The organism is Tahibacter harae, from assembly GCF_024437735.1.
Taxonomy (GTDB): domain Bacteria; phylum Pseudomonadota; class Gammaproteobacteria; order Xanthomonadales; family Rhodanobacteraceae; genus Tahibacter; species Tahibacter harae.
Map to the genome: position 1 here is coordinate 216,348 of NZ_JANFQO010000006.1, position 22,167 is coordinate 238,514.

Here is a 22,167-nt window from a genome sequence, read left to right on the forward strand (position 1 = left end):
TGGTCTGGGAGGTCGTGCCGGAGTGGCCTCGACAGGTGACACGATAGGACCGGCTCCCCGCCGCTTCCTCGGTGCAATGCCGCGCCGGAGCCTGCGCGGATGCCGCGCGCGGAGCTGGGAAAAATCCCAGCCGCGCCGGGCCGCGGGCGGCGGAACTCGTTAGGCGGCGGGGCGCGGAGTAAGATCCGCGCTTTGCCGTTCCACGAGAAAACGCATGAATACCGAACAGCTGCGCGCCTTCGTTTCCGCCAAATGGGACGAGGAAATCGTCCCCCGCCTGGTCGACTACATCCGCATTCCGAACAAGTCGCCGATGTTCGATGCCGACTGGGCCGCGCACGGCTACATGGACCAGGCGGTGGAATTGCTCGCCGGCTGGGCGCGGCAGCAGCCCATCGCCGGCATGCAGGTCGACGTGGTGCGGCTGGAAGGGCGCACGCCGCTGATCTTCATTGACATACCGGGACAGAACGACGATTGCGTCGTGCTCTACGGCCACCTGGACAAGCAGCCGGAGATGACCGGCTGGGCCGAGGACCTGGGTCCGTGGATTCCGGTGATCAAGGGCGACAAGCTGTACGGCCGCGGCGGCGCCGACGACGGCTACGCCATTTTCGGTTCGATCGCCGCCATCCTGGCGCTGCAGGAACAGGGCATTCCCCACGCGCGCTGCGTGGTGATGATCGAGGCCTGCGAGGAATCCGGCAGCTACGATCTGCCCTATTACGTCGATCACCTGGCCGCGCGCATCGGCCGGCCTTCGCTGGTGGTCTGCCTGGATTCGGGCTGCGGCAACTACGACCAGCTCTGGCTGACCACCAGCCTGCGCGGCCTCACCGGCGGCAACCTGCGCGTCAAGGTGCTGGAGGAAGGCGTGCATTCGGGCGATGCCTCCGGCGTGGTCGCCTCCAGCTTCCGCATCCTGCGCCAGCTGCTGTCGCGGCTGGAGGACGAGAACACCGGCCGCATCCTGCCACAACAGCTGTACGTGGATATTCCCGCTCAGCGCGTGGAACAGGCGCAGCGTTCGGCCGAGGTGCTGGGCGATGCGGTGTATTCCAAATTTCCCTTCGTGGAGGGCATGCGGCCGATGAACGAGACGCGCGCCGAACTCGTGCTCAACCGCACCTGGCGGCCGGCCCTGTCCATCACCGGCGTCGCCGGCCTGCCGCCGCTGGATTCGGCCGGCAACGTGCTGCGCCCGTTCAGCGCGGTCAAGCTCAGCCTGCGCCTGCCGCCGACCTGCGAAGGCGCCGCCGCCGGCGAGTTCGTCAAGGAACTGCTGGAGCACGATCCGCCGTACGGCAGCCAGGTCAGCTTCGATCTGGAAAAGGCTTCCACCGGCTGGAACGCGCCGCAGCTCTCGGCCTGGCTGGAGAAATCGGTGGACGAGGCCTCGCGCACCTTCTTCGGTCCCGCGCCGGCCTACATGGGCGAGGGCGGCACCATTCCGTTCATGGGCATGCTGGGCGAGAAATTCCCCGGTGCGCAGTTCCTCATCACCGGCGTGCTGGGCCCGCATTCCAATGCCCACGGCCCGAATGAATTCCTGCACATTCCCACCGGCAAGCGCGTGACCATGTGCGTAGCCAAGGTCATGGCCGACCACTTCGTCGCCAGCCAGGCCGGCCTGACCACCGGCGTTGCCGCCAGCGATGCGCATACCCACCATGGCGAGCACGGCTGCTGCTGAGCCAGTGTGCAGCCGGGATTGGGGATGTGGAGGTTCGGGATTGGCTTGCGTACAAGGGGAGATACGCAGGTTTCCATTCCCGAATCCGCGGCCGGGCCGCAGCGCCTGATCGTCGGCGTTGCGACCGTGGCTGATTGGGGATGAGGGGATTCGGGATTGGGATGAGTTTGCGTACAAGGGGAACTATGCAGGATTTCACTCCTGAGTCCGCGGCCGGGCCGCAGCCCGGCCGCTGGCCGCGGCGCCTGATCGTCGGCGTCGCGGCCGTGGCGCTGCTGGCGCTGGCGGTGTCCTCGCTGTTCGCCGACGGCGGCGCGCACACGCTGGACCGGCAGATCATGCTGCTGCTGCGCAATCCACAGGCGCCGGACGATCCCCTCGGTCCGCACTGGTTCGAGGACGTGATGCGCGATATGACCGGCCTGGGCGGCATAGGCGTGGTGGTCGGCGGCGGCCTGCTGTTCGCCGGTTATCTGTGGCTGCGCCGGCGCCGCGGCGACGTGCTGATCCTGGCCGGGAGCCTGGCCGGCGCGCAGCTGATCAGCGCCGTATCCAAGCTGCTGGTGGCGCGGCCGCGGCCGGACCTGGTCTCGCACGAGGCGCAGATCTACAGCGCCAGCTTTCCCAGCGGCCATACCCTGATGGCGACCGTCACCTGGGTCACCTTCGCCATGCTGCTGGCGGCGGATTTCGAGGACCGCCGCGTGCGCGACTATCTGCTGCTGATCGCCTGGATCACCGCGATTGCAGTGGGTTGCAGCCGCGTCTACCTCGGCGTGCACTGGCCCAGCGACGTGCTGGCCGGCTGGGCGATAGGCGCGCTGTGGATGGTGGTGCTTTCGCGGCTGGTGCCGCGGCTGCGCGGACGTTAGAACGACAGGACTGGTTATCCGGGATGCCGGATTCGCGAAAGCGGACGCGGTTGGGTGGCATCGTATCCCCAGCCTGAATGGCTGCGACTCCCTCGCCCGCAAGCTCGCTTGGGGCGGGGACAACGATCAACTTGCTGTCGGTTTGGATCTTCGCTTGAATCTTCAACAAGCGGTGACTCGGCGAAAACCGGAGTCTTTCGCGAACCGACGCGCGCCCCCCTCGACCAACCCGCTCTCCCGAGCGCGCTTGGGGAGAGGGCTTTTTCTGGCGCTTCAATCTTTTCTAGCGCTTCACTCCGGCCCGCCACGCATACACGGCCGCCTGCGTGCGGTCCTGCAGTTCGAGCTTGGCCAGCACATTGCTGACATGCGTCTTCACGGTCTTCTCGCCTATGCCCATGCGGGTGGCGATGACCTGGTTTGAAAGGCCGTCGGCCATCAGCTCCAGCACTTCGCGTTCGCGCAGGCTGAGGCGGTCCAGGGCGCTGGGCGCCGGATCGGCGGCGGGAGCGCGCACGGCCTGGACCAGGCGGGTGGCGATGCGCGGATGCAGTATGGCTTCGCCGCGGGCGGTGCGGCGCACGGCGTCGGCCAGGGTTTCGGCGTCGGTGTCCTTGAGCAGGTAGGACAGGGCGCCGGCCTGCACGGCGTGCACGATCTGGGCGTCGTCCTCGTAGCTGGTCAGGATCAGCACCTGGGTGGACGGGCAGGTGGTGCGGATCAGACGCGTGGCCTCCACGCCGCCGCCGGGCATGACCAGGTCGATCAGGGCCACGTCCGGCGTCAGTTCGCGGCAGACCGCGGCGGCGGATTCGGCGCTGTCCGCCTCGCCGACGATGCTGAGATCGTCGCAGGTGTCGAGGAAGGCGCGTATGCCCTGGCGCACCAGGACGTGGTCATCGGCGATGACGACGCGGATGGGTTGAGTCATTGCTATCGTGCTCCGTAATTGCAGCGTACGCGGACCTCGGTGCCGGCACCGGGGGGGCTGATCAGTTCGAATTGCCCGCCTGGCAGGCCTTCGGCTCTGGCGCGCATGTTGGCCAGACCCATGCCACTGCTGCTGTCGGCGCCGCCAACGCCATTATCGGCGATGGACAAGGCAATCTGTTCGTCCTTGCGGTGGAGGCGGATTGAGACCCGGGTCGCACGGCTGTGCCGCAGGACATTGGCCAGGGCCTCCTCGGCGATGCGCAGCAGGGCTTCGCCGTGGACCGCGTCGTCGGGGATGGAATCGTCCAGATCGAACTCGCGCTGCAGGCCGCTGATGCGGGCCCAGCGCTCGGCCAGTTCGCGCAGGCGCGGCGCGAGGAAGCCGCGCGGCGGACGCTCGCTGCGCAATTCGTCCAGTACGTTCACCAACTGGCGCTGGATGCCGCTGATCAGCTCGGAGGAGTCGTCCAGGCGGGTCTGCGCCGCGGCCAGGTCGGTGCCGAGCAGGCGCTGGGCGGCGCGGATCTGCAGGTTCAGGGCGAAGGCCTTCTGCTTCACCGTGTCGTGCAGGTCGCGCGCGATGCGCTGGCGCTCCTGCAGGCTGGCCAGTTCGGTGCGGGATTGCATCAGGCTCATCAGTTCGCAGGCCATGCGGTTGAGATCGCGCGACAGGCGGCCGAGTTCATCGCCGGACTCATCCGGAATCAGGGTGGAGAAGTCGCCTTCGCTCCAGGATTCGGCTGCATCGGCGATGGTGTTCAGCCGCCGCGTCACCCAGCGCACCATGAAGAACGCGGTGGCGATGCTGAACACGACCAGGTAGACGAACAGGATCGGCCATTCGAAGCTGTTTTCGCTGACCAGCCGCCGCCAGGGCAGGGGCAGGCGCAGTTCGGTCAGCAGGAAGCCGCGCACGCTGCCGTCGGTGGCGGGGATGGCGGCGAGCACGCGGCGCACGCGCTGCGGCGCCTCGTGGCCGGGCAGGTCGGCGCTGCCGTCGCGGCGGGCCTGTTCCCAGGCCGGGTCGCCGGGCGGCGGCGGGGTGGCGGTCCAGGCGCCTTCGGGCGCATTGGCCAGCACGCGGCCCTCGGCGTCGTAGGCGCCGACCGCGATCGGCACGCTGGACAGCTCCAACATCACATAGGAACTCGGCGCCAGGCCGTCCTGGGGCCGTTCCAGCCGCAGCACCAGGGCTTCGGCGCGGGTGGACAGCTCGATCTGGCTGGGCGGCTGGCCGGCCTGCCAGTTGCGGCCCATGTCGCGTGCGGCCTCGCGCGTCATGTTCGCCATGCGGCCGGAATCTACCGCCTCGAACAGTTCGTGGAACTCCAAGCTGATGATGGTCCACTGGATCAGCGCCAGCGCCGGCACCGACAGCAGCAGGTAGAACAGGGCCAGCTTGAAGGTGAGGCCCTGCAGCGGGTGACGACGTTGCGACATGGCTTTACCGCCGGGGAGACGCGGCAGTGTGAAGCCTGCCGCGGCAGGGTGCCAGTGGGGAGCCGGGATCCGGGATTCGCCAGGCTGCGCCGATGCGCCGTTGCGAATCCCGAATCCCCAATCTCCAATTCCCGGCCCTAATTCACCGCTTCCACATCCAGCGCGGCCAGGCGGTTGGCTTCCTCCGGCCAGTTGCCCAGCAACGTCACCCGTTCGCTGCGCAGCGAGCCGTTGCCGACATTGACCACGGCATAGGCGCTGGATGTGTCGTTGGGCTCGGCCAGGGCGCTGTTGTCCTCGATGGCGACATCGCGCAGGGCGATCTCGCCGAGGTTGAGCATGGCCGAGGCGGTCAATACCGAGCTGCGCCGGCCGGTCACGGTATTGCCGGCCAGGCGCGTGCGGGTCAGTTCCAGGCGGCCGAAGTTGAGCACGATGCCGGCGTCGCGCTTGGCCGAGAGCACGGCGTTGTGGCTGATGTCGCAGTCCCAGCCGCGCAGCGTGCCGTAGTTGATGACGATGGCATTGGCGCCGTCGGCCAGGTTGTCGGTGATGCGCACCCGGTCCAGGTGCAGCACGCCGCGGTTGATCAGGCTGCCGCGCGCGGCCTCGGCCAGTCCCAGGTTTTCCAGCGCCAGCTTGCCGGTATGGGCGACGCCGATCAGGGCAAACCCGGCATCGGAATAGCGCCGTATCTCCGCGCCGTTGCCGACGATGGTCAGCGCGCCGCGGATCAGCGGCAGGCCCAGGCCGGCGGAGTCGGCATCCGGATGGCGCACGAGGTAGAGGCCGCCGGGCGCCAGTTCGATGCGGTCCGGTTCGCGCGTGGCCTCGGCCGCCCGGATCGCGGCGATCAGGCCGGCGCTGTCGTGGTCGCGGATGGTAAAGGTGGCTGCGGTCGCGGGGACGCAGGCGGCGGCGAAGAGAAGGGCGGCGATCATTCGAAAATTCATTGGTATTCCCCAGGCACGGCTGCCGTCGCCGGGCAACGTGCGGCAGCGGCATAGAGTTAACGACCTAAACCGCAGGCCGCTGCAACAAGGGCTCAACCGGCGCGCGGCGGACCGACGGGCGGCGGCAAATCGCCGCGGCGATGGTGTTGACGCCCTGCCGCCGCGGCGTTCTGTCCGCGCTGTCTGCGCCGATCGCCGCGGCCTTTCGCGCAGGGCGCCGCTCGCGGCACAATGCGCGCCCCCTGCCTGGCCTGATCCCATGTCGCGTCGAATTGCCGCCCGCCGCTCTCCCATCCATGGCAACGGTGTGTTCGCCGTCGTCGATCTGCCGGCCGGCACCACGGTCGTCGAATACAAGGGCCGTCTGCTCACCCACGCCCAGGCCGACAAGCTGTATCCGGGCAACGCGGACTCGGGCCACACCTTCCTGTTCACGCTCAACGAGCGCTACGTGCTCGATGCCAACCAGGACGGCAACGTGGCGCGCTGGATCAACCACAGCTGCGCGCCGAACTGCCAGTCCTTCCTGCACGAGGATCCGGGCGGCGACAAGCGCAAGGACCGCGTGCTGATCGAAACCCTGCGCCCGGTCCGCGCCGGCGAGGAGCTGTGCTACGACTACGGCATCAGCCTGGCCGAGCGCCATACCGCGCGCCTGAAGGCAATCTGGGCCTGCCGCTGCGGCGCGCCCAACTGCACCGGCACCATGCTCAAGCCCAAGCGCAAGCCGGCGCGCTGAGCGCCGCGGAAGGCGCCGCGCGCGCCGGCATGATGGCCGGACGCGCGGAAACCCGCTTCGCAGCAGTATGAACAGCCGGGTTTCCCCGCGACCAATACTGGGTACTATTGGACACGCTGCCGATCGCGCGCCGGCGGAGCCCGGTGGAGCGGTCCGGCCAATGACGAATCCCGTGGGGGAGCGAAGGGCGATGCGCATTGACAAGAACCTGGTGGTCATCGGCCTCAGTGATGACGACACGGCCCACCTGCGCCTGCTGATGCGCAAGGCGGCCGATCAGTTGCAGCAGCACTGGCGCTGGGGCACCGAGGAAAAGGCCGACCTGGTCATCGTCGACACTGAATCTTTCGCCGGTCAGATGGCGCGTACCCGTTCCATCGCCGCCGGCCTGCGCTGCGCCGTGATCACCGATGATCCGGCGGCATCCGATCAGGAATTGCGCCTGCACCGCCCGCTGAAGCTGCCCAATGTGGTCGATGTGCTCAACCGCGCCGGCGGCGGCCTGGTGCTGCTGCCGCAGATCGACGGCGGGCACGACGATCTCTACCTCGAATTTGCCGCCACGCCTTCGCGCAAGCTGGATCCGCCCGACAGCGCCCGCGCCCTGCTGCAGGATTCCGGCGCCGACCACGCCGCCAGCAGCGATGCGCTGTTCAAGCGCGACGAGAGCAGCAGCAAGCCGCGCTATTCGGTGCCGCTGACGCTGGACGAGAAGACCGAGATCGAAGGCGTCACCGGCCATTCCCGGCGCAGCGACTACCACGTGACCGACAACGAGGCGCTGCTGGGTTCCGGCGCGCCGGGGCCGAACACATTGCCGCAGATCCGCCGCGGCGGCAGTGTGGAAACCGGCCGCGAGAACGCGAAGTATCCGCTGCGCGCCTATCTGGAACAGTCGCTGCTGGCCGGTCCGGCCCAGCTGAAGCTGGACAATGCGCCGATCAGCCTGACGCTGGATCCCAAGAACGGCGTATTCCACACCGACGGCAACCTGGCCCAGCTGGAGCTGTACGTGCGCGAGCCGGTCTGGCGCAGCGACTGGCGCACCCTGACCACGGGCGAGATCAACCAGATCCGCGAGAACCAGCCCGCCCAGCCCTACCACAACCTGATCTGGCTGGAGGCCCTGGTCACCTCCGGCGGCCGCCTGGCGCCGCAGCTGGATCCGGGCGGCACCTACCGCCTCAAGCACTGGCTGGAGCTGGACCGCGACGTGCGCCAGCACCAGCGCATCGCCCGCGCCATGATGCAGCCGGCGCGGCTCAACGAGATCGCTGCGAACGCCAACGTGCCCATGGCCGATGTGTTCGACGTGGTCAACGCCTACCACGCCGTCGGCATGATCGAATGGGAATCGCGCGCCTCGCTGCGGGCGCAGAAGAACGATCAGGGCGGCCTGCTGTCGCGCCTGAAGCGGCCTTTCGGCAAATCCTGAGGCGGGCGCCTCAGGTACGACCGCGGCGCGGAAACCAGGGCACGAACATGCTGGTCTCGCGCTGATAGGCGCGATAGTCCTCGCCGCGCGTGCGCAGCGCCTGGGCTTCGGTATGCGGAATGCCGCTGATCCAGCGCAGCGCCGCCAGCATCAGCAGCGGCCCCAGCCAGGCCAGAGCCGCGTTGTAGGCGCCGGCGGCGATGAAGATGTAGGCGAACCAATGCAGCCATTCGAAGAAGTAGTTCGGATGGCGCGAGTAACGCCACAGCCCGCTGCGGCAGGTCTTGCCGCGGTTGCGCAGGTCGCGGCGGAAGCGGGCCAGCTGGTAGTCGGCCAGGGTCTCGCCGCACAGGCTGATAATCCAGATCACGATGCCGGCGGCCACGGCCGGCGTCATCACCTCGGCCGGGCCCTGCGCGGCCGCGTGCAGCGGCAGCGAGAACAGCACTACGGCCACGGCCTGGGCCTGGAACAGCAGGAAGAACTTGAACGGGTTGCCGCGCCAGCGCTCGCGCAGATGGCGGTAGCGGCCGTCCTCGTGCTCGGTCAGCACCCGCGCCAGGATATGCAGGCACAGGCGGCAGCCCCAGAAGCCGCCGAGCACGGCCACCGCCGCGCGCGCGACGATGCCGCCGTGGCCGCTGCCGGCGTAGAACAGCGCGCTGGCGCTCAGGCACGAGGCCCATACCGCGTCGACCAGGCCGGCATTGCGGGTGGCCAGCTGCAGCAGCCAGGCCAGGAACATGGCGACGGCTGCGGCGATCCAGACCACCAGCACATCTTGGCTATCGATCATGACTCGGCACTCTCTGCCCGGGCGGCGGCGCAGCCCGCCCGGCGGCAGTCGGCCGCGGCGGACGCGGCAACGGGGCAGTGAAACCAGCGGATCCGTCGGGCGGATCCGGCACGGGCCGCAGCGTGCCTGCGGCAGCGTGAAGAGCGGGCGACGGCGCGGCCGCGGGCTGCGCGCCCGTGCATTTCGCCACATTGCGGCGCGACGGCCTGGCTGGATAGGGCGCGGCCGGCGCGGCTGCGGGCGCGGCCGGACGCTTCCCTGTGCGGCGCGCTCACGCCGTGGCCGCGGCCTGGCCTTCCAGTTGCGGGTTCACTTCCACTTCGGTCTTGGCCGAGTTGGCGATGAAGCAGTTCGCATGCGCGCGGTGGTGCAGCGCCTGCAGTTCCTCGGTCGTGGGGATCTTGTCGCCGGAAAAGCGCGTGCGCGGATTGAGCACGGCGCGCGTCACCGCCGGCTTGCCTTCGGCGTTCTTGTCCAGGATCGCCACCGCGTCGTCGCTGTAGCTTTCGAGCACATAGCCGCGGTTGGAGGCCAGCGCGAGGAAGGTCAGCATGTGGCAGGACGACAGCGCCGCCAGCAGCAGTTCCTCCGGATCGGTGGCGTCGCCCAGGCCGCCGTAGCCGGGCGCGGCGGAGTTGGTCAGCTGCTGGCCGCGCTCGAAGCGCAGGCGGTGTTCGCGCACGTAGTTGCCGCGTTCGAAGGCGGCGCCGTTGCGTTGCCAGCTGAGCGCGGTGCGGTGTTCGGACATGGTGTGGCCTCGGGGCGTGATGGACGGAACAGGCGCTGCAGGCCGCATCATGACGCGGCCGCGGCCTTTGACGAAAGCCGGCGCTTGCGGCAGCGTGTGCGCATGCCTGCCTTTCCTCCGTCGCGGCGCCACGGCGCAGCCAAAAAAACCGCCGCCGGCGCGGCAAGAAAATCCGCCGCCGGGGCGACGAAGAAACCCGCCGTGGCCGGTGCGGCGGGCAAAAGCGCGCCTTCCGCCGGCGCAACGCGGCATGGCCTGGCCCGCGTGATCTCCAAGCGCGGCTACTGCTCGCGCAGCCAGGCCGAGGTCCTGGTGCGCGCCGGACGAGTGAGCCTCAACGGCCGCCTGGTGCGCGACCCGGAAACGCCGGCACGGCTGGACGCCGACCGCATCAGCGTCGACGGCCACGACATTGCTGCGGCGGCCAGCGTATGGATCATGCTCAACAAGCCGCGCGGCCTGGTCACGACCACGCGCGACGAGCAGGGCCGCGACACGGTCTATGCGCTGCTCGACGATGCATCATTGCCCTGGCTGGCGCCGGTGGGCCGGCTGGACAAGGCCAGCGAAGGCCTGCTGCTGTTCAGCAACGACAGCGCGGCCGCGGCGCGCCTGGCCGCGCCGGAAAGCGAGATCCGCAAGACCTACCACGTGCAGATCGACTGCGTGCCCGCGGCAGCGCTGCTCGACCAGCTGCGCGCCGGCGTGCGCGAGGGCGGCGAGCTGCTGGCGGCGAAATCGGTGCAGTTGCTGCGCAGCGGCGGGAAGAACGCCTGGCTGGAGATCGTGCTGGACGAAGGCCGCAACCGGCATATCCGCCGCCTGCTCGCCGCGCACGGCATAGGCGTGCTGCGGCTGGTGCGCGTGGCGATAGGGCCGCTGGCCCTGGGCGAACTGGCCAAGGGCCAGTGGCGCCGGCTGGGCGCGGATGAAATCGCCGCGCTGGTTTCAACGGCCGGCTAGCCGCGCCGGCGCCGTGGAGGCAGCGCGAAAAAAACGGGCCCGGGTAAAGTCCGCGCCCGGCGGGATCTGTGCCGGCAGCGGAAAGCCGTCCGCCGGGCAGGATCGGTGCGGCTTCGCGTAATCCGCGCGGGCAGCGGATTACGCAGCGGCCTTCCGCTGCCCGTGCGCAGGGATCAGTGCTTCAGCACGCCGAGCTTGCGCCCGACCTTGGTGAACGCCGCCACGGCCTGGTCGATCTGCTCCGGCGTGTGCGCCGCGCTCATCTGCGTGCGTATGCGCGCCTGGCCCTGCGGCACCACCGGGTAGAAGAAGCCGATCACGTAGATGCCTTCGTCCAGCAGCTGGCGCGCGAATTCCTGCGCCAGCTTGGCGTCGTACAGCATCACCGGCACGATGGCGTGGTTGCCCGGGCGCAGGTCGAAGCCGGCGGCGCTCATTCCGGCGCGGAAGCGGTTGGCATTGGCCTCGACCCGGTCGCGCAGCGCGGTGGAACGGCTGAGGATCTCGAACACCTTCAGCGAAGCCGCCACCAGCGGCGGCGGCAGGGTATTGGAGAACAGATACGGGCGCGAGCGCTGGCGCAGCAGGTCGATGATCTCGCGCCGGCCGGTGGTGAAGCCGCCGGAGCCGCCGCCCAGGGCCTTGCCCAGGGTCGAGGTATACACATCCACCTTGTCCATGACCCCGTGCAGCTCGGCCGAGCCGCGGCCGGTGGGGCCGACGAAGCCGGTGGCATGGGAATCGTCCACCATCAGCAGCGCGTTGTACTTCTCCTTCAGCGCGACGATCTCGTCCAGCTTGGCGATATAGCCGTCCATGGAGAACACGCCGTCGGTGGCGATCAGGCGGGTGCGCCGCTGCTGCGTCTCCGCCAGGTGCTTTTCCAGTTCCGCCATGTCGCCGTTGGCGTAGCGGCGGCGCTCGGCCTTGCACAGGCGTATGCCGTCGATGATGGAAGCGTGGTTGAGCGCGTCGGAGATCACCGCGTCCTGCTCGGACAGGATGGTCTCGAACAGGCCGCCGTTGGCGTCGAAGCAGCTGGTGTAGAGGATGGTGTCCTCGGTGCCGAAGAAGCGCGAGATGGCCGCTTCCAGTTCCTTGTGCAGATCCTGCGTGCCGCAGATGAAGCGCACCGAGGCGAGGCCGAAGCCATGGCTGTCCAGCGCCGCCTTGGCCGCTTCGATGATCTCGCGGTTGTCGGCCAGGCCGAGGTAGTTGTTGGCGCAGAAGTTCAGCACCTGGCGGCCGTCGGCGGTGGCGATGGCGGAGGACTGCGGCGTGGTGATGATGCGCTCGGTCTTGTACAGGCCCTGTTCGCGGATCTGTTCCAGTTCGGCGGTGAGGCGGTCGCGGGCGGCGTAGTCCATGGCGGTCTCGCGGAAGGGAAAGATGCGGATTGTGCGGCATGCGCGGCGCCAGCCCAACACCGGCCGGTTTTGCTAGGCTGACCCATTCCGTGGGAAGGAAGCAGGAACATGCACAGTCGGGTTCGCTGGGGAATGTTGCTCGGGCTGGCGCTGGCCGCGTCCTTGGCGCAGGCACAGGAACAGCAACGGCCGCAGCCGAGGAAGGTCCCGCCGGAGGTGCTGGCCCTGATCCAGGACGATGATCCCTTCCCGCTGCCGCGCCACCTCAGCGCCGAGGAACGCCGCCGCTGGCGCCTGCCCGAGCTGCAGCGCACGCCGCTGGCGCCGCCGGCCGGCCCGGTGCGCGCCCAGGCCGAATACGAGGACAACAGCGGCCTGCTGGTGCGCTGGGGCTCGATGAACGCGCTGCTGACCGAGATGATCGTCGCGATCACGACGGGTGACCCGGAGGCGCTGGTCTACGTGGTCGTGACCGGTTCCACGCAGCAGAACAGCGCCAGCTCCATCCTGAGCGGTGCCGGTGCGGTCATGAGCCGGGTACGTTTTGTCAGCCAGGGCTGCAGCGGCGGCGGCTGCAGCGTATGGATGCGCGACTACGGTCCGCGCTTCGTCGACGACCACGGCCGGCGCGGCGCGGTGGACCACGTCTACAACCGGCCGCGGCCGGTGGACGATCTGTTCCCGGGCGTATGGGCGACGTACTCGGGCGAGCCCAAGTACGACATCCCGCTCACCCACGGCGGCGGCAATTTCCACTTGTTCCGCAACCGCGATGCGTTCATGACGCGGCTGATCGTGAACGAAAACCCGGGCCTGAGCGAGCAGCAGATCAAGGATTACTACCGCGATTACCAGGGCCTGGACCTGACCCTGACCGATCCGTTCCCGGCCAGCTACGATTCCACCCAGCACATCGACATGTGGATGCTGCCGCTGGCCGACGATAAGGTCCTGATCAGCCGCCACGCCAGCAGCGACGGCGTGCCGTATACGGTGACCGAGAACACCGCCGCCCTGCTGGCATCGCGCGGCTATACCGTCTACCGCACCCCGGCCTGGCGCGCGGATTTCACCCACTTCACCTATGCCAACGCGGTGCTGCTGAACAAGCTGGCCCTGGTCTGCCAGTTCGATGGTTATCCCACCGAGAACGCCGCGGCGCTGACGACCTTCACCCAGGCCCTGCCCGAGCGCACGGTGGTCGGAGTGAACTGCAGCGACATCATCGGCCTGTCCGGCGCGATTCATTGCATCGTCATGCACGTGCCGGATCTGGTGTTCCGCGACGGCATGGACGATTGAGGCGCCGGGCGGCGGACGGATTGCCGGAATGCGGCAGAGGGAAACCGGAGATCGCCAGGCAGGCGTTGTCCGCCCGCTCCGCGGATGCCGGTTTCGCGTGCGCTCCGCGCGCCGCGCTCAGCAGCCTTGCGGTATCGGCTGCACCGTGCAGATGGTCAGCTGCAGCAGTTTGCCCTCGGTATCGTCGCGGAAGATGATGATGTTGTTGACCTGCGGCCCCACGCGGACCTGGCCGAACTGGCCGATATCCGGATTGATGGTCCATACGATCTGATTGGTGCCCAGCTGCGGCGTGGTCGCGCGCAGCGGAATCAGCAGCTCCAGCCAGAAACCCTGGTGCATGCCCCAGCCGCCGCTGCCGCCCAGGCCGCCGTGGGGCGGCGCGATGCGCAGGCCGTTCGCGCTATTGGGGAACGTGGTCGGGCAGCCGTATTCGGGGTCGGTGCCCAGATTGAACAAGTTGGTCTGGCTGCGCGAGAAGCAGAAAGTCGGATCGTTCGCCGATACCGCCGTCTGCACGCCCGGCGGCAGCGACAGCTCGATGCCGACCGCGCTGCCGGTGCAGGGATTGCCCGGATGGCCGAGCACCAGATGGGTGTAGAACACCTCGCCCACGGCCGGGGTCAGGTTCGGCGGCAGCAGGCTGTAGCCGGTATAGCCCGAGACGCGGGTCTCGATCTGCCCGGTGATGCAATTGACGTTGCTGGCGATATTGAAATTGGGCACGCCGTCGGCCCAGGGCAGCACCACGTCGGGCTGCGGCGGACCGCTGCCCAGCAGCGGCATGGCGGCCTGCGAGTTCATTGCGGCCAGCACCAGCGGCAAGACGGCGAGCGAGGCGGACACGGTGAGGCGGGACATGGGCGGCTCCGGGGCGGACAGGGGTTGCTTGTCCTTACGCGGAGTGGCCGTCAAAAGCTTAAGGCCGGGATGGGGGATTCGGGATTGGTTGCCTGCGAAAGCCGGCGGGATGCGCTTTTGCGAATCCCGAATCCGCAATCCCGCGTCTTCAGGCCTCCATCGCCACCCGCAGCCAGGCCCGTGCCAGGCGCAGGTCGCGGTCCACCGTGCCTTCGGAGACTTCCAGCGCGGCGGCGATCTCGGCGCGGGAGAAGCCGCCGAAATAGACCAGTTCCACCGTCCTGGCGCGGCGCTGGTCGGTGCGGCCGAGTTCGGCCAGGGCGTCGTCCACGCGCAGCAGCTGGGTGTCCACGTCCTCGGCCGGCAGCTGTTCGGCGGCGGCGGAGATTTCCACCCGTTCCACCGAGCCGCCGCGCTTGCCGGCCTGGCGCCGGCGCGCGGCGTCGACCAGGATCTGGCGCGTGGCCTGGGCCACAACGTGGAAGAAATGGCGCCGGTCTTCCCAGGCCGCGTCCGTGTCGAGCAGGCGCATCAGGGCTTCGTGGGCGACTTCGGTCGGGGTAAGGGTCGCCCCCGGCGCGCCGCGCAGGGAACTGGCCGCGATCGCGCGCACCTGCTGGTAGACCAGGTTCACCACGCTGTCCCGGGCCGCTTCGTCGCCGGCTTCCCAGGCGCGCAGCAGTTGGGTGATGGGTTGCGCAGACGTGGCCATCATGAACGCGGTTACCCGGCAGGCCGGCGGCGGCCGGCGCGGGCATTATCGCGGTGTCGCGGCGCGGTATCGCCCGGGCGTGCCACAGTCACGGCGTCGACCAGGTCACATTTGGTTTCACAGGCAGGCGGCGGTTTCCGCCACGTCGCCCACGCAGAGCTGCGGCGCCGGTGCCGGATGGGCAGCGTCCGGCAGGCCCTGGGACAGGTCTTCCGCATACGCCGGCGCGCCGGGGTAGGGCGTGCGCAGGCTCAGGTTCCAGCCGCGCGCGGCCAGTGCGCGCTGGGCGCCGATCGAGGCTTCGCCGCCGATCAGCACGGTCTTGTCCTCGACGCGGAACTGTGGCGCGGCGAAAAACTCGGCCATGTCGCCGGTCCAGCTCAGCCAGTCCAGCGGCAGCGGCAGCAGCAGGCGGCCATCCTCGCCGCGCCAGACGATGGCCGCGCCGACCACCGACAGTTCGCCGCCGTGGCCGCCCTGGGCGCGGATCAGGCGCAGGGCGTTGACCAGGTAGCGCGCTTCCAGCTCCGAGCGCGTGCCGGTGCCAATCTCGATCAGGTCATTGCAGCCCCTGGCCGGCCTGAGCCCGTCCAGCTCGTCGGCCAGGGCCGTGCGCAGGCTGTCGTTGAAGCCGCCGCGGCGCACGAACTGGCGCACGGCGAAATCGTCGCTGCACCACTGCGCCAGTCGGCTGCGGTTCTTCTCGCGCAGGTTTTCCTCATCCAGCTCCCAGACCAGGGAATTGAGCCGGCCGCCGACGGAAATCACTTCCGCCGCGCTGCCGCCGACCGCGTCCAGGGCCGCGCCGCCGCTGAAATTGCCGGCTACCGCGGCCCAGGCCAGCGCGTCCAGGCGCTCGCGCAGCAGCGGATTGCTGGAGCTGGGATCCACGCCCAGGTGCCGGGCCATTTCGCGGCGCATCTTGGAATAGTCGAGCTGGCGCTTGATCTCGCGGCCCACTTCCTTGCCGGCGCTGCCGTACCAGGGCTTGTCCCTGGGTGTTCCGGCCTCGCCCGGCAGCGGCGCGCGGGCCGCTGCCAGGGGCGCCTGGGCACCGCCGAAGGGATCGCCGTCGCTGCCCAGCTTGCGCGCGATGCGGTCGCTGGCGGACTGGGCGCGGTTGCTCCAGCGTTCCACCTGCTTGCGGAAATAGCGCGCCACGCCGCGCGGCAGGCCGGCGACGGTGTCGATGGGATTGCTCACCACCTGCCACACCGATTTGCCGGTCTTCTCGAACCGTTGCGCCAGCGCATGCGCAAAGGCGGCGCTGCGGCTGGCCCGCTCCAGCACCTCGATGGCCGGCATTTCGGCCTGGCGTATGGCCAGCAGTTCCACGCTGTCGGCGCTGAGTTCGCCATAGGGCGTGCGCAGGCTGAAGCGCGCCATGTAGCCGTGCACCTGGGCCTGCGGCGCGACGGTGACGTTGGGTGCGGCCAGCAGCGCCGGCTGCACGATGGCGGCGGCGTCCAGCAGCGGTTCGGTTTCCTGCGGGCTGCGTTGCGCGCCATCCTCGGCGGCGGCGGCGGCCGCCAGCAGGCACAGTACCGGCGCCCATGACAGGCGCCGGCCGTATCGCGTACTCACCGCCGGCTCAGTTCCAGCTGCAGACGACTTTGCCGCAGTTGCCGGAATCCATCAGGTCGAAGCCCTTCTGGAAGTCGTCGATGTGGATCTGGTGGGTCAGCACCTTGGCCAGCGGGAAGCCGGTCAGCACCATCTGGGTCATCTTGTACCAGGTCTCGTACATGCGCCGGCCGTAGATGCCGTGCAGCACCAGGCCCTTGAAGATGACCTTGTCCCAGTCGATGCCGGCGCCCTTGGGCAATATGCCCAGCAGGGCGATCTTGCCGCCGTGGTACATGCAATCGAGCATGTCGGCGAAGGCGCGCTGGTTGCCGCTCATCTCCAGGCCCACGTCGAAGCCTTCGATGTGCAGTTCCTTGACCACGTCCTTGATCGACTGCTTGGCCACGTTGACCACGCGGGTCGCACCCATCTCGGCGGCGAGCTTGAGGCGGTAATCGTTGACGTCGGTGACCACGACGTTGCGCGCGCCGACGTGCTTGCAGATGCCGGCGGCGATGATGCCGATGGGGCCGGCGCCGGTGATCAGCACATCCTCGCCGATCAGGTCGAATTCCAGCGCGCAGTGGGCGGCGTTGCCGTAGGGATCGAAGAAGGCGGCCAGCTCGGACGGGATCTGGTCCGGGATGGGCCACAGGTTGGACGCCGGCATGGCGATGTATTCGGCGAAGGCGCCGTTGCGGTTCACGCCGATGCCGACGGTGTTGGGGCACAGATGCTGGCGGCCGGCACGGCAGTTGCGGCAGTGGCCGCAGACGATATGGCCTTCGGCCGAGACGCGCTGGCCGACGTGGTAGCCGCGCACGCCGGCGCCCATGTCGACGATGCGGCCGACGAATTCATGGCCTATGACCAGGCCCGGCTTGATCGTGCGCTGGGACCATTCATCCCATTTGTAGATGTGCAGGTCGGTGCCGCAGATCGCGGTCTTTTCCAGCTTCACCAGCACATCGTTGGGGCCGATCTCCGGCATCGGCACTTCTTCCATCCAGATGCCCTTGGTGGCTTCGCGCTTGACCAGGGCTTTCATCATCTTGGACATGGGGCAACCTCGGGGCGGGGGCCGCGATTATAGGTGCGGCCGGGCGGCGGCGCGCGGGGCGGCGGTTCAGGCTGGCAGGGCAGGGTTACAGGTCGCCGGGGCGCTCGGACAGGCGCTGGCGGGAGTATTTGACGGTGAGGATTCGATCCTGCTGCCGTTGACGCGCTGGATCAGGCGGAACGGCGGTCCAGCGCTTCGCGGACCTCGTCCTGGCGGTATTCGGGAACGCGCCGGCCAAGCAGCGGCGGCAGTGCCAGGTTCGCTGCCTTGGCCCTCAGGCGTGCGGCTTCTCCACGGAAACCGGGCGGATGCCATCCCGGTTTCCCCCTGTAGACAGCCACCTCACTCCTGCACCAGCCACTCCACCCGCTGCTGCCCGAAGCGCCCCTGGGCCAGGTGCTGCACCAGCACCGGCAGCAGTTCCTCCAGCTGGCGGTCGAACTTCCAGGGCGGGTTGATGATGGCCATGCCGGTACCGTTCAGGCGCAGGGCCGAGTTGTCCGGATGCAGCAGCAGCTCGGCCACCAGCACCTTGCCGAAGCCGCTCTGGCGCAGCCAGCGGTGGAAGCCGCTGATCTGCTGGCGCAGCTTGATCGGATACCAGACGGCGTAGATGCCGTTGGGCCAGCGCGTGCGCGCCTGGGCCAGGGCGGCCTCGATCAGGCGGAACTCGCCGTCCTGGGCCTCGAACGGCGGGTCTATCAGCACCAGGCCGCGCTTTTCCCTGGGCGGCAGCAGCGCCTTGAGCGCCTCGTAGCCGTCGCGCTCGTGCACGGCGACGCGGCTGTCGCCGCGGAACACCTCGCGCAGCGCCGCGGCCTCGTCGGGTTGCAGCTCGCACAGCTGGGCGCGGTCGCCATCGCGCAGCAGCAGGCTGGCCAGCAGCGGCGAGCCCGGGTATACGGCGATGTCGTGGGCGGCGCGGTTGCCGTTGAGCGCGCGCACCAGGTTGAGATAGACGTGCAGCGACGCGGGCAGGCGCGAGGCTTCCAGCAGGCGCAGCACGCCGTCGGCGAATTCGCGGGTCTTGCGCGCTTCCTCGCCGTGCAGGTCGTAACGGCCGCGGCCGGCGTGGGTGTCGATGTAGCAGAAGGCAGTCTGCTTCTGCTTCAGCGCCTCGATCAGGCCGACCAGCACGCTGTGCTTGAGCACATCGGCGAAGTTGCCCGCATGGTAGGCATGCCGGTAGTTCATGGGCTCTCCTTCGCGCGCTGACTGCCGGCCGGCAGTATACGGTCCCGCACGATCCGGCGGCGTGCCGCCGGTCCCAGGTGCCGCCGCGCAGTTCCGCCCGCCCGCCGCATGACTTCCGGCACCTACGCCGCCGTTGCAACGTGCGACAGTTCACCGCCTGTCACATCCACATTGTTCCCCTGGGGGAGTTGCATGAAACGCCTGCTCAAATGGCTCTTGGGCCTGTTCCTGGTTCTCGTCGTGGGCATAGGCCTGCTGTTCGTCCACGTCTGGTATTTCAAGCCGGCCAAGCTGGACTGGTTCTATGCCCGCGTGTTCGCCAAGTTCGCCGTGGCCAACCCGGAAATGCTCTCCAGCATGCGCGTGCTGCCGGACTGGCTGGATTTCTACAGCGACGACCTGGCCGACGCCTCGCCGGCCGAGGAAGAGCGCCAGTTCCAGCAGACCAAGTCCGATCACGACATGCTGCTGACCTATGACCGCGGCGGCCTGGATGCCCAGGGCAAGCTGTCCTACGACGTGCTGGAATATTTCCTGCGCCTGCAGGTCGAGGGCGACAAGTTCCGCGGCTACAGCTTCCCGGTCAACCAGCTGTTCGGCGTGCAAAGCTCGCTGCCGGATTTCCTCGCCCAGCAGCATCAGGTCACCAACAAGGGCGAGGCCGAGGACTACATCAAGCGCCTGAACAAGTTCCCGCAGAAATTCGACCAGGTGATGGAAGGCCTGCGCCTGTACGAAGGCAAAGGCATAGTCCCGCCGCGCTTCACCGTGGACAAGGTCATCACCCAGATGCAGGGCTTCGCCGGCACCGCGCCGAACGAGAACACCCTGTACGTCACCTTCAAGGCCAAGCTGGAAAAGATCCCGGCCGACAAAATGGACGCAGCCACGCGCGAAGACCTGCTCAAGCGCGTGGAGCAGACGATCAAGGACACCGTCTATCCCGCCTACGCCAAGCTGATCGCGCATGAGGAAGCCCTGCGCGCCAAGGCCGACGGCAACTACGGCGCCTGGCACCTGCCCGACGGCGAGGCCTATTACGCCTGGTGCATACGCAGCCATACCACCACGGAAATGACCGCGGCGCAGATCCACGACATCGGCCTGGCCGAAGTCGCCCGCATCAGCGGCGAGATGGACGCCATCCTGCGCTCGCGCGACATGACCGAAGGCACCATCGGCGACCGCGTGCGCACGCTGACGGCCAGCCCCGACCAGCTGTTCCCGAACACGCCGGAAGGCAAGAAGCAGCTGCTGGCGCATTTCCAGGCCATCATCGACGACATCGACGGCAAGCTGGGCCCGGCCTTCGATGTGCGTCCCAAGCTCGGCGTCAAGGTCGAGGCTGTGCCGGAGTTCTCCCAGGCCACCGCGCCGGGTGCGTACTACCAGCCGGGCGCCTTCGACGGTTCGCGTCCGGGCATCTTCTACGCCAACCTGCGCAACGTGGCGGAGATGCCGCGCTTCACCATGCGCACGCTGGCCTACCACGAGGCGATTCCCGGCCACCATTTCCAGATTGCGATTCAGCAGGAACTGCAGGGCGTGCCGTTCTTCCGCCGCGTGCTGCCTTTCACTGCCTATTCCGAAGGCTGGGCGCTGTACACCGAACGCCTGGCCTGGGAGCTGGGCTTCCAGAACGATCCGCTGGACAACCTGGGCCGCCTGCGCGACGAGATGATGCGTGCCGTGCGCCTGGTGGTGGACACCGGCATCCATTCCAAGAAGTGGACCCGCGAACAGGCCATCCAGTACATGCTGGACAACACCGGCATGGTCGAGACCGACGTGGTGGCCGAGATCGAGCGCTACTTCGTCATGCCGGGCCAGGCGCTGGGCTACAAGGTCGGCATGATCAAGATTCTGGAGCTGCGCGAAAAAGCGAAGAAGGAACTGGGCGACAAGTTCGACATCCGCCAGTTCCACAACGTGGTCCTGACCAGCGGCGCGCTGCCGATGGTGCTGCTGGAGCGCCAGGTCGACGAATGGATAGCCAAGAGCAAGGGCGCCTGAGCGGCGGCCTGCGCATCAGCTGTTGCCGCGGTGCGGCGGTGACGCCGCACCTGGCCGCGGTGGCTGCGCTGCGCATCGCCGTGTTCCGCGACTGGCCGTATTGCTATGCGGGCGATGCCGGCTACGAGGCGCAGTACCTGGCCGCCTATGCGGCTTCGCCGCGCAGCCTGTTCGTGCTGGCCTGGGACGGCGATGCGGTGATCGGCGCGTCCACCGCGGTGCCGCTGGCCGACGATGCGCCGGCCTTCCGCCAGCCCTTCGCGGAACGCGGCCTGGACGTGGAAAACGTGTTCTATTTCGGCGAATCCGTGCTGCTGCCGCAGTACCGCGGCCGCGGCGTGGGCCATGCCTTCTTTGACTGGCGCGAGGCGCGCGCGCGGGAACTGGGGTTCGGTCTGGCCGCGTTCTGCGCGGTGGAGCGCGATCCCGCCGATCCGCGCCGTCCGCCCGGCCACCGCGACAACGATGCGTTCTGGCGCAAGCGCGGCTACCAGCGCCAGGACGACATGTTCTGTCATCTGGAATGGCAGGAAACCGGCACCGCCGCGCCGCAGTCGCATGCGCTGCGTTTCTGGCTGCGCGAACTGGAGAAAGGCTGATGCGCGTTGCTGCAGCACAGTGGCCGATACAGGCGCCGGCGGATTTCGACGCCTTTGCCCGGCGCCTGCGCGCCGAACTCGAAGGCGTCGCTGCGCAGGGCGCGCAGCTGGCCGTGCTGCCGGAATACCTGGCGCTGGAACTGGCCGGCGCGTTCGCCGCGGACGTGCGCGGCGATTTCACCGCTTCGCTGGCGGCGCTGCAGGATCTCTACGCCGGCTGGACGCACCTGTTCGCTGCGCTCGCCAGAGACTGCGGCCTGCACCTGCTGGCCGGCACCTTCCTGCTGCGCCAGCCCAACGGCCGCTACCGCAATCGCGCCGAACTGTTCGCACCCGACGGTCGCCGCTGGTTCCAGGACAAGCTCACCCTGACCGGCTTCGAGCGCGCCGCCGGCGTGATCGAAGCCGGCGACTCATTGCAGGTATTCGACACCGCGTTGGGCCGCATCGGCGTGAATATCTGCTACGACAGCGAATTCCCGCTTTACGCGCGGCGCCAGTACGAAGCCGGCGCCCGCCTGCTGCTGGTGCCCAGCTGTACCGACACCGCCGCCGGCGCCACCCGCGTGCGCGTGGGCTGCCAGGCGCGCGCGCTGGAGAACCAGTGCCACGTGGTGCAGTCCGTCACCGCGGGCGAAGCCGCCTGGAGTCCCGCGCTGGACAGCAACACCGGCCGCGCCGCCGTGTACGCCCCCAGCGACCGCGGCCTTCCTGACGACGGCGTCGTTGCCATCGCTGCACCGGATGTGATCTGGGTCTGTGCGGATATCGACGCCGGCCGCCTGGACGAAGTGCGCCGCGAAGGCCAGGTGGCCAATGCGGCGGATTGGGAATCGCAGCTGCGGCCAGGCGTGGCGGCGGCGGTGGTGAGCTGAGCGCAATCCGCAGCACGTACACTGTGCCTGTTCCCCACTCGCAGCA

20 protein-coding genes are annotated in these 22,167 nt (G+C 68.6%); 9 read left to right on the forward strand and 11 right to left on the reverse strand.

The window, feature by feature from the left end:
* Positions 1–214 precede the first annotated feature (214 nt).
* Both NM961_RS08795 and NM961_RS08800 read left to right on the forward strand, forming a co-directional pair.
* Complete coding sequence (locus tag NM961_RS08795) at positions 215–1,693, forward strand: M20 family metallopeptidase (RefSeq protein ID WP_255913754.1); 1,479 nt, start codon at positions 215–217, stop codon at positions 1,691–1,693.
* Positions 1,694–1,878: 185 nt separating this feature from the next.
* Positions 1,879–2,565, forward strand: a complete 687-nt coding sequence (locus tag NM961_RS08800; RefSeq protein ID WP_255913756.1) for a phosphatase PAP2 family protein — start codon at positions 1,879–1,881, stop codon at positions 2,563–2,565.
* Positions 2,566–2,848: 283 nt separating this feature from the next.
* Here the strand turns inward: NM961_RS08800 and NM961_RS08805 are convergent, their stop codons facing one another.
* The 3 genes from NM961_RS08805 to NM961_RS08815 form a co-directional block, all read right to left on the reverse strand.
* The gene (locus tag NM961_RS08805) at positions 2,849–3,496 is read right to left on the reverse strand and encodes a response regulator (protein WP_255913757.1); all 648 of its coding nucleotides are present in this window, start codon (positions 3,494–3,496) and stop codon (positions 2,849–2,851) included.
* Positions 3,497–3,498: 2 nt separating this feature from the next.
* Positions 3,499–4,938 carry a sensor histidine kinase gene (locus NM961_RS08810; protein WP_255913758.1) on the reverse strand — a complete coding sequence of 480 codons (1,440 nt, stop codon included), beginning with the start codon at positions 4,936–4,938 and terminating at the stop codon, positions 3,499–3,501.
* A 137-nt stretch (positions 4,939–5,075) separates the two neighbouring features.
* The gene (locus NM961_RS08815) at positions 5,076–5,879 is read right to left on the reverse strand and encodes a hypothetical protein (RefSeq protein ID WP_255913759.1); all 804 of its coding nucleotides are present in this window, start codon (positions 5,877–5,879) and stop codon (positions 5,076–5,078) included.
* A gap of 271 nt (positions 5,880–6,150) precedes the next feature.
* Here NM961_RS08815 and NM961_RS08820 point away from each other — a divergent pair, with 271 nt between their 5' ends.
* Both NM961_RS08820 and NM961_RS08825 read left to right on the forward strand, forming a co-directional pair.
* Positions 6,151–6,630, forward strand: a complete 480-nt coding sequence (locus NM961_RS08820) for an SET domain-containing protein (protein ID WP_255913760.1) — start codon at positions 6,151–6,153, stop codon at positions 6,628–6,630.
* 190 nt (positions 6,631–6,820) lie between these two features.
* Positions 6,821–8,065: a hypothetical protein gene (locus NM961_RS08825; protein ID WP_255913761.1), complete on the forward strand. Its 1,245-nt coding sequence runs from the start codon at positions 6,821–6,823 to the stop codon at positions 8,063–8,065.
* Positions 8,066–8,075: 10 nt separating this feature from the next.
* On the opposite strand, the gene NM961_RS08830 is transcribed toward NM961_RS08825, so the two are convergent.
* Both NM961_RS08830 and NM961_RS08835 read right to left on the reverse strand, forming a co-directional pair.
* Positions 8,076–8,861, reverse strand: a complete 786-nt coding sequence (locus tag NM961_RS08830; RefSeq protein WP_255913762.1) for a DUF1295 domain-containing protein — start codon at positions 8,859–8,861, stop codon at positions 8,076–8,078.
* 271 nt (positions 8,862–9,132) lie between these two features.
* The gene (locus NM961_RS08835) at positions 9,133–9,609 is read right to left on the reverse strand and encodes an OsmC family protein (protein WP_255913763.1); all 477 of its coding nucleotides are present in this window, start codon (positions 9,607–9,609) and stop codon (positions 9,133–9,135) included.
* Positions 9,610–9,711: 102 nt separating this feature from the next.
* Between NM961_RS08835 and NM961_RS08840 the strand changes: the two genes are divergently transcribed.
* Positions 9,712–10,572: a pseudouridine synthase gene (locus NM961_RS08840; RefSeq protein ID WP_255913764.1), complete on the forward strand. Its 861-nt coding sequence runs from the start codon at positions 9,712–9,714 to the stop codon at positions 10,570–10,572.
* A 173-nt stretch (positions 10,573–10,745) separates the two neighbouring features.
* On the opposite strand, the gene kbl is transcribed toward NM961_RS08840, so the two are convergent.
* Entirely contained in the window at positions 10,746–11,939 is a 1,194-nt protein-coding gene (gene kbl, locus NM961_RS08845) for a glycine C-acetyltransferase (protein ID WP_255913765.1), read from the reverse strand.
* Positions 11,940–12,047: 108 nt separating this feature from the next.
* Between kbl and NM961_RS08850 the strand changes: the two genes are divergently transcribed.
* Positions 12,048–13,241, forward strand: a complete 1,194-nt coding sequence (locus tag NM961_RS08850; protein WP_255913766.1) for an agmatine deiminase family protein — start codon at positions 12,048–12,050, stop codon at positions 13,239–13,241.
* A 117-nt stretch (positions 13,242–13,358) separates the two neighbouring features.
* Here NM961_RS08850 and NM961_RS08855 read toward each other — a convergent pair whose 3' ends face one another.
* From NM961_RS08855 to NM961_RS08875, 5 genes are all read right to left on the reverse strand, one after another.
* The gene (locus NM961_RS08855) at positions 13,359–14,102 is read right to left on the reverse strand and encodes a hypothetical protein (RefSeq protein WP_255913767.1); all 744 of its coding nucleotides are present in this window, start codon (positions 14,100–14,102) and stop codon (positions 13,359–13,361) included.
* A 148-nt stretch (positions 14,103–14,250) separates the two neighbouring features.
* Positions 14,251–14,817: an ECF-type sigma factor gene (locus NM961_RS08860; protein ID WP_255913768.1), complete on the reverse strand. Its 567-nt coding sequence runs from the start codon at positions 14,815–14,817 to the stop codon at positions 14,251–14,253.
* Between the two features lie 114 nt (positions 14,818–14,931).
* Positions 14,932–16,398, reverse strand: a complete 1,467-nt coding sequence (locus tag NM961_RS08865) for a hypothetical protein (protein ID WP_255913769.1) — start codon at positions 16,396–16,398, stop codon at positions 14,932–14,934.
* 7 nt (positions 16,399–16,405) lie between these two features.
* Entirely contained in the window at positions 16,406–17,428 is a 1,023-nt protein-coding gene (gene tdh / locus NM961_RS08870) for an L-threonine 3-dehydrogenase (protein WP_255913866.1), read from the reverse strand.
* Between the two features lie 354 nt (positions 17,429–17,782).
* Positions 17,783–18,634: a 23S rRNA (adenine(2030)-N(6))-methyltransferase RlmJ gene (locus NM961_RS08875; protein WP_255913770.1), complete on the reverse strand. Its 852-nt coding sequence runs from the start codon at positions 18,632–18,634 to the stop codon at positions 17,783–17,785.
* A 192-nt stretch (positions 18,635–18,826) separates the two neighbouring features.
* On the opposite strand from NM961_RS08875, the gene NM961_RS08880 reads away from it, so the two are divergent.
* The 3 genes from NM961_RS08880 to NM961_RS08890 are packed head-to-tail and all read left to right on the forward strand — an operon-like array spanning position 18,827 to position 22,121.
* Positions 18,827–20,647, forward strand: coding sequence for a DUF885 domain-containing protein (locus NM961_RS08880; protein ID WP_255913772.1), 1,821 nt, complete (start codon positions 18,827–18,829; stop codon positions 20,645–20,647).
* Positions 20,620–21,246, forward strand: a complete 627-nt coding sequence (locus NM961_RS08885) for a GNAT family N-acetyltransferase (protein WP_343231908.1) — start codon at positions 20,620–20,622, stop codon at positions 21,244–21,246. Before NM961_RS08880 ends, NM961_RS08885 begins: the two co-directional genes overlap by 28 nt.
* Positions 21,246–22,121: a carbon-nitrogen hydrolase family protein gene (locus NM961_RS08890; protein WP_255913773.1), complete on the forward strand. Its 876-nt coding sequence runs from the start codon at positions 21,246–21,248 to the stop codon at positions 22,119–22,121. Before NM961_RS08885 ends, NM961_RS08890 begins: the two co-directional genes overlap by 1 nt.
* The last annotated feature ends 46 nt before the right edge of the window (positions 22,122–22,167 follow it).

Coding starts and splice junctions, on each gene's coding strand:
- NM961_RS08840 (WP_255913764.1), top strand. CDS start 9,712: ATGCCTGCCTTTCCTCCGTCGCGGCGCCACGGCGCAGCCAAAAAAACC.
- NM961_RS08880 (WP_255913772.1), top strand. CDS start 18,827: ATGAAACGCCTGCTCAAATGGCTCTTGGGCCTGTTCCTGGTTCTCGTC.
- NM961_RS08830 (WP_255913762.1), bottom strand. CDS start 8,861: ATGATCGATAGCCAAGATGTGCTGGTGGTCTGGATCGCCGCAGCCGTC.
- NM961_RS08850 (WP_255913766.1), top strand. CDS start 12,048: ATGCACAGTCGGGTTCGCTGGGGAATGTTGCTCGGGCTGGCGCTGGCC.
- NM961_RS08885 (WP_343231908.1), top strand. CDS start 20,620: ATGGATAGCCAAGAGCAAGGGCGCCTGAGCGGCGGCCTGCGCATCAGC.
- NM961_RS08825 (WP_255913761.1), top strand. CDS start 6,821: ATGCGCATTGACAAGAACCTGGTGGTCATCGGCCTCAGTGATGACGAC.
- NM961_RS08835 (WP_255913763.1), bottom strand. CDS start 9,609: ATGTCCGAACACCGCACCGCGCTCAGCTGGCAACGCAACGGCGCCGCC.
- NM961_RS08815 (WP_255913759.1), bottom strand. CDS start 5,879: ATGATCGCCGCCCTTCTCTTCGCCGCCGCCTGCGTCCCCGCGACCGCA.
- tdh (WP_255913866.1), bottom strand. CDS start 17,428: ATGAAAGCCCTGGTCAAGCGCGAAGCCACCAAGGGCATCTGGATGGAA.
- NM961_RS08875 (WP_255913770.1), bottom strand. CDS start 18,634: ATGAACTACCGGCATGCCTACCATGCGGGCAACTTCGCCGATGTGCTC.
- NM961_RS08795 (WP_255913754.1), top strand. CDS start 215: ATGAATACCGAACAGCTGCGCGCCTTCGTTTCCGCCAAATGGGACGAG.
- NM961_RS08860 (WP_255913768.1), bottom strand. CDS start 14,817: ATGATGGCCACGTCTGCGCAACCCATCACCCAACTGCTGCGCGCCTGG.
- NM961_RS08890 (WP_255913773.1), top strand. CDS start 21,246: ATGCGCGTTGCTGCAGCACAGTGGCCGATACAGGCGCCGGCGGATTTC.
- NM961_RS08810 (WP_255913758.1), bottom strand. CDS start 4,938: ATGTCGCAACGTCGTCACCCGCTGCAGGGCCTCACCTTCAAGCTGGCC.
- NM961_RS08820 (WP_255913760.1), top strand. CDS start 6,151: ATGTCGCGTCGAATTGCCGCCCGCCGCTCTCCCATCCATGGCAACGGT.
- NM961_RS08855 (WP_255913767.1), bottom strand. CDS start 14,102: ATGTCCCGCCTCACCGTGTCCGCCTCGCTCGCCGTCTTGCCGCTGGTG.
- NM961_RS08805 (WP_255913757.1), bottom strand. CDS start 3,496: ATGACTCAACCCATCCGCGTCGTCATCGCCGATGACCACGTCCTGGTG.
- NM961_RS08800 (WP_255913756.1), top strand. CDS start 1,879: ATGCAGGATTTCACTCCTGAGTCCGCGGCCGGGCCGCAGCCCGGCCGC.
- kbl (WP_255913765.1), bottom strand. CDS start 11,939: ATGGACTACGCCGCCCGCGACCGCCTCACCGCCGAACTGGAACAGATC.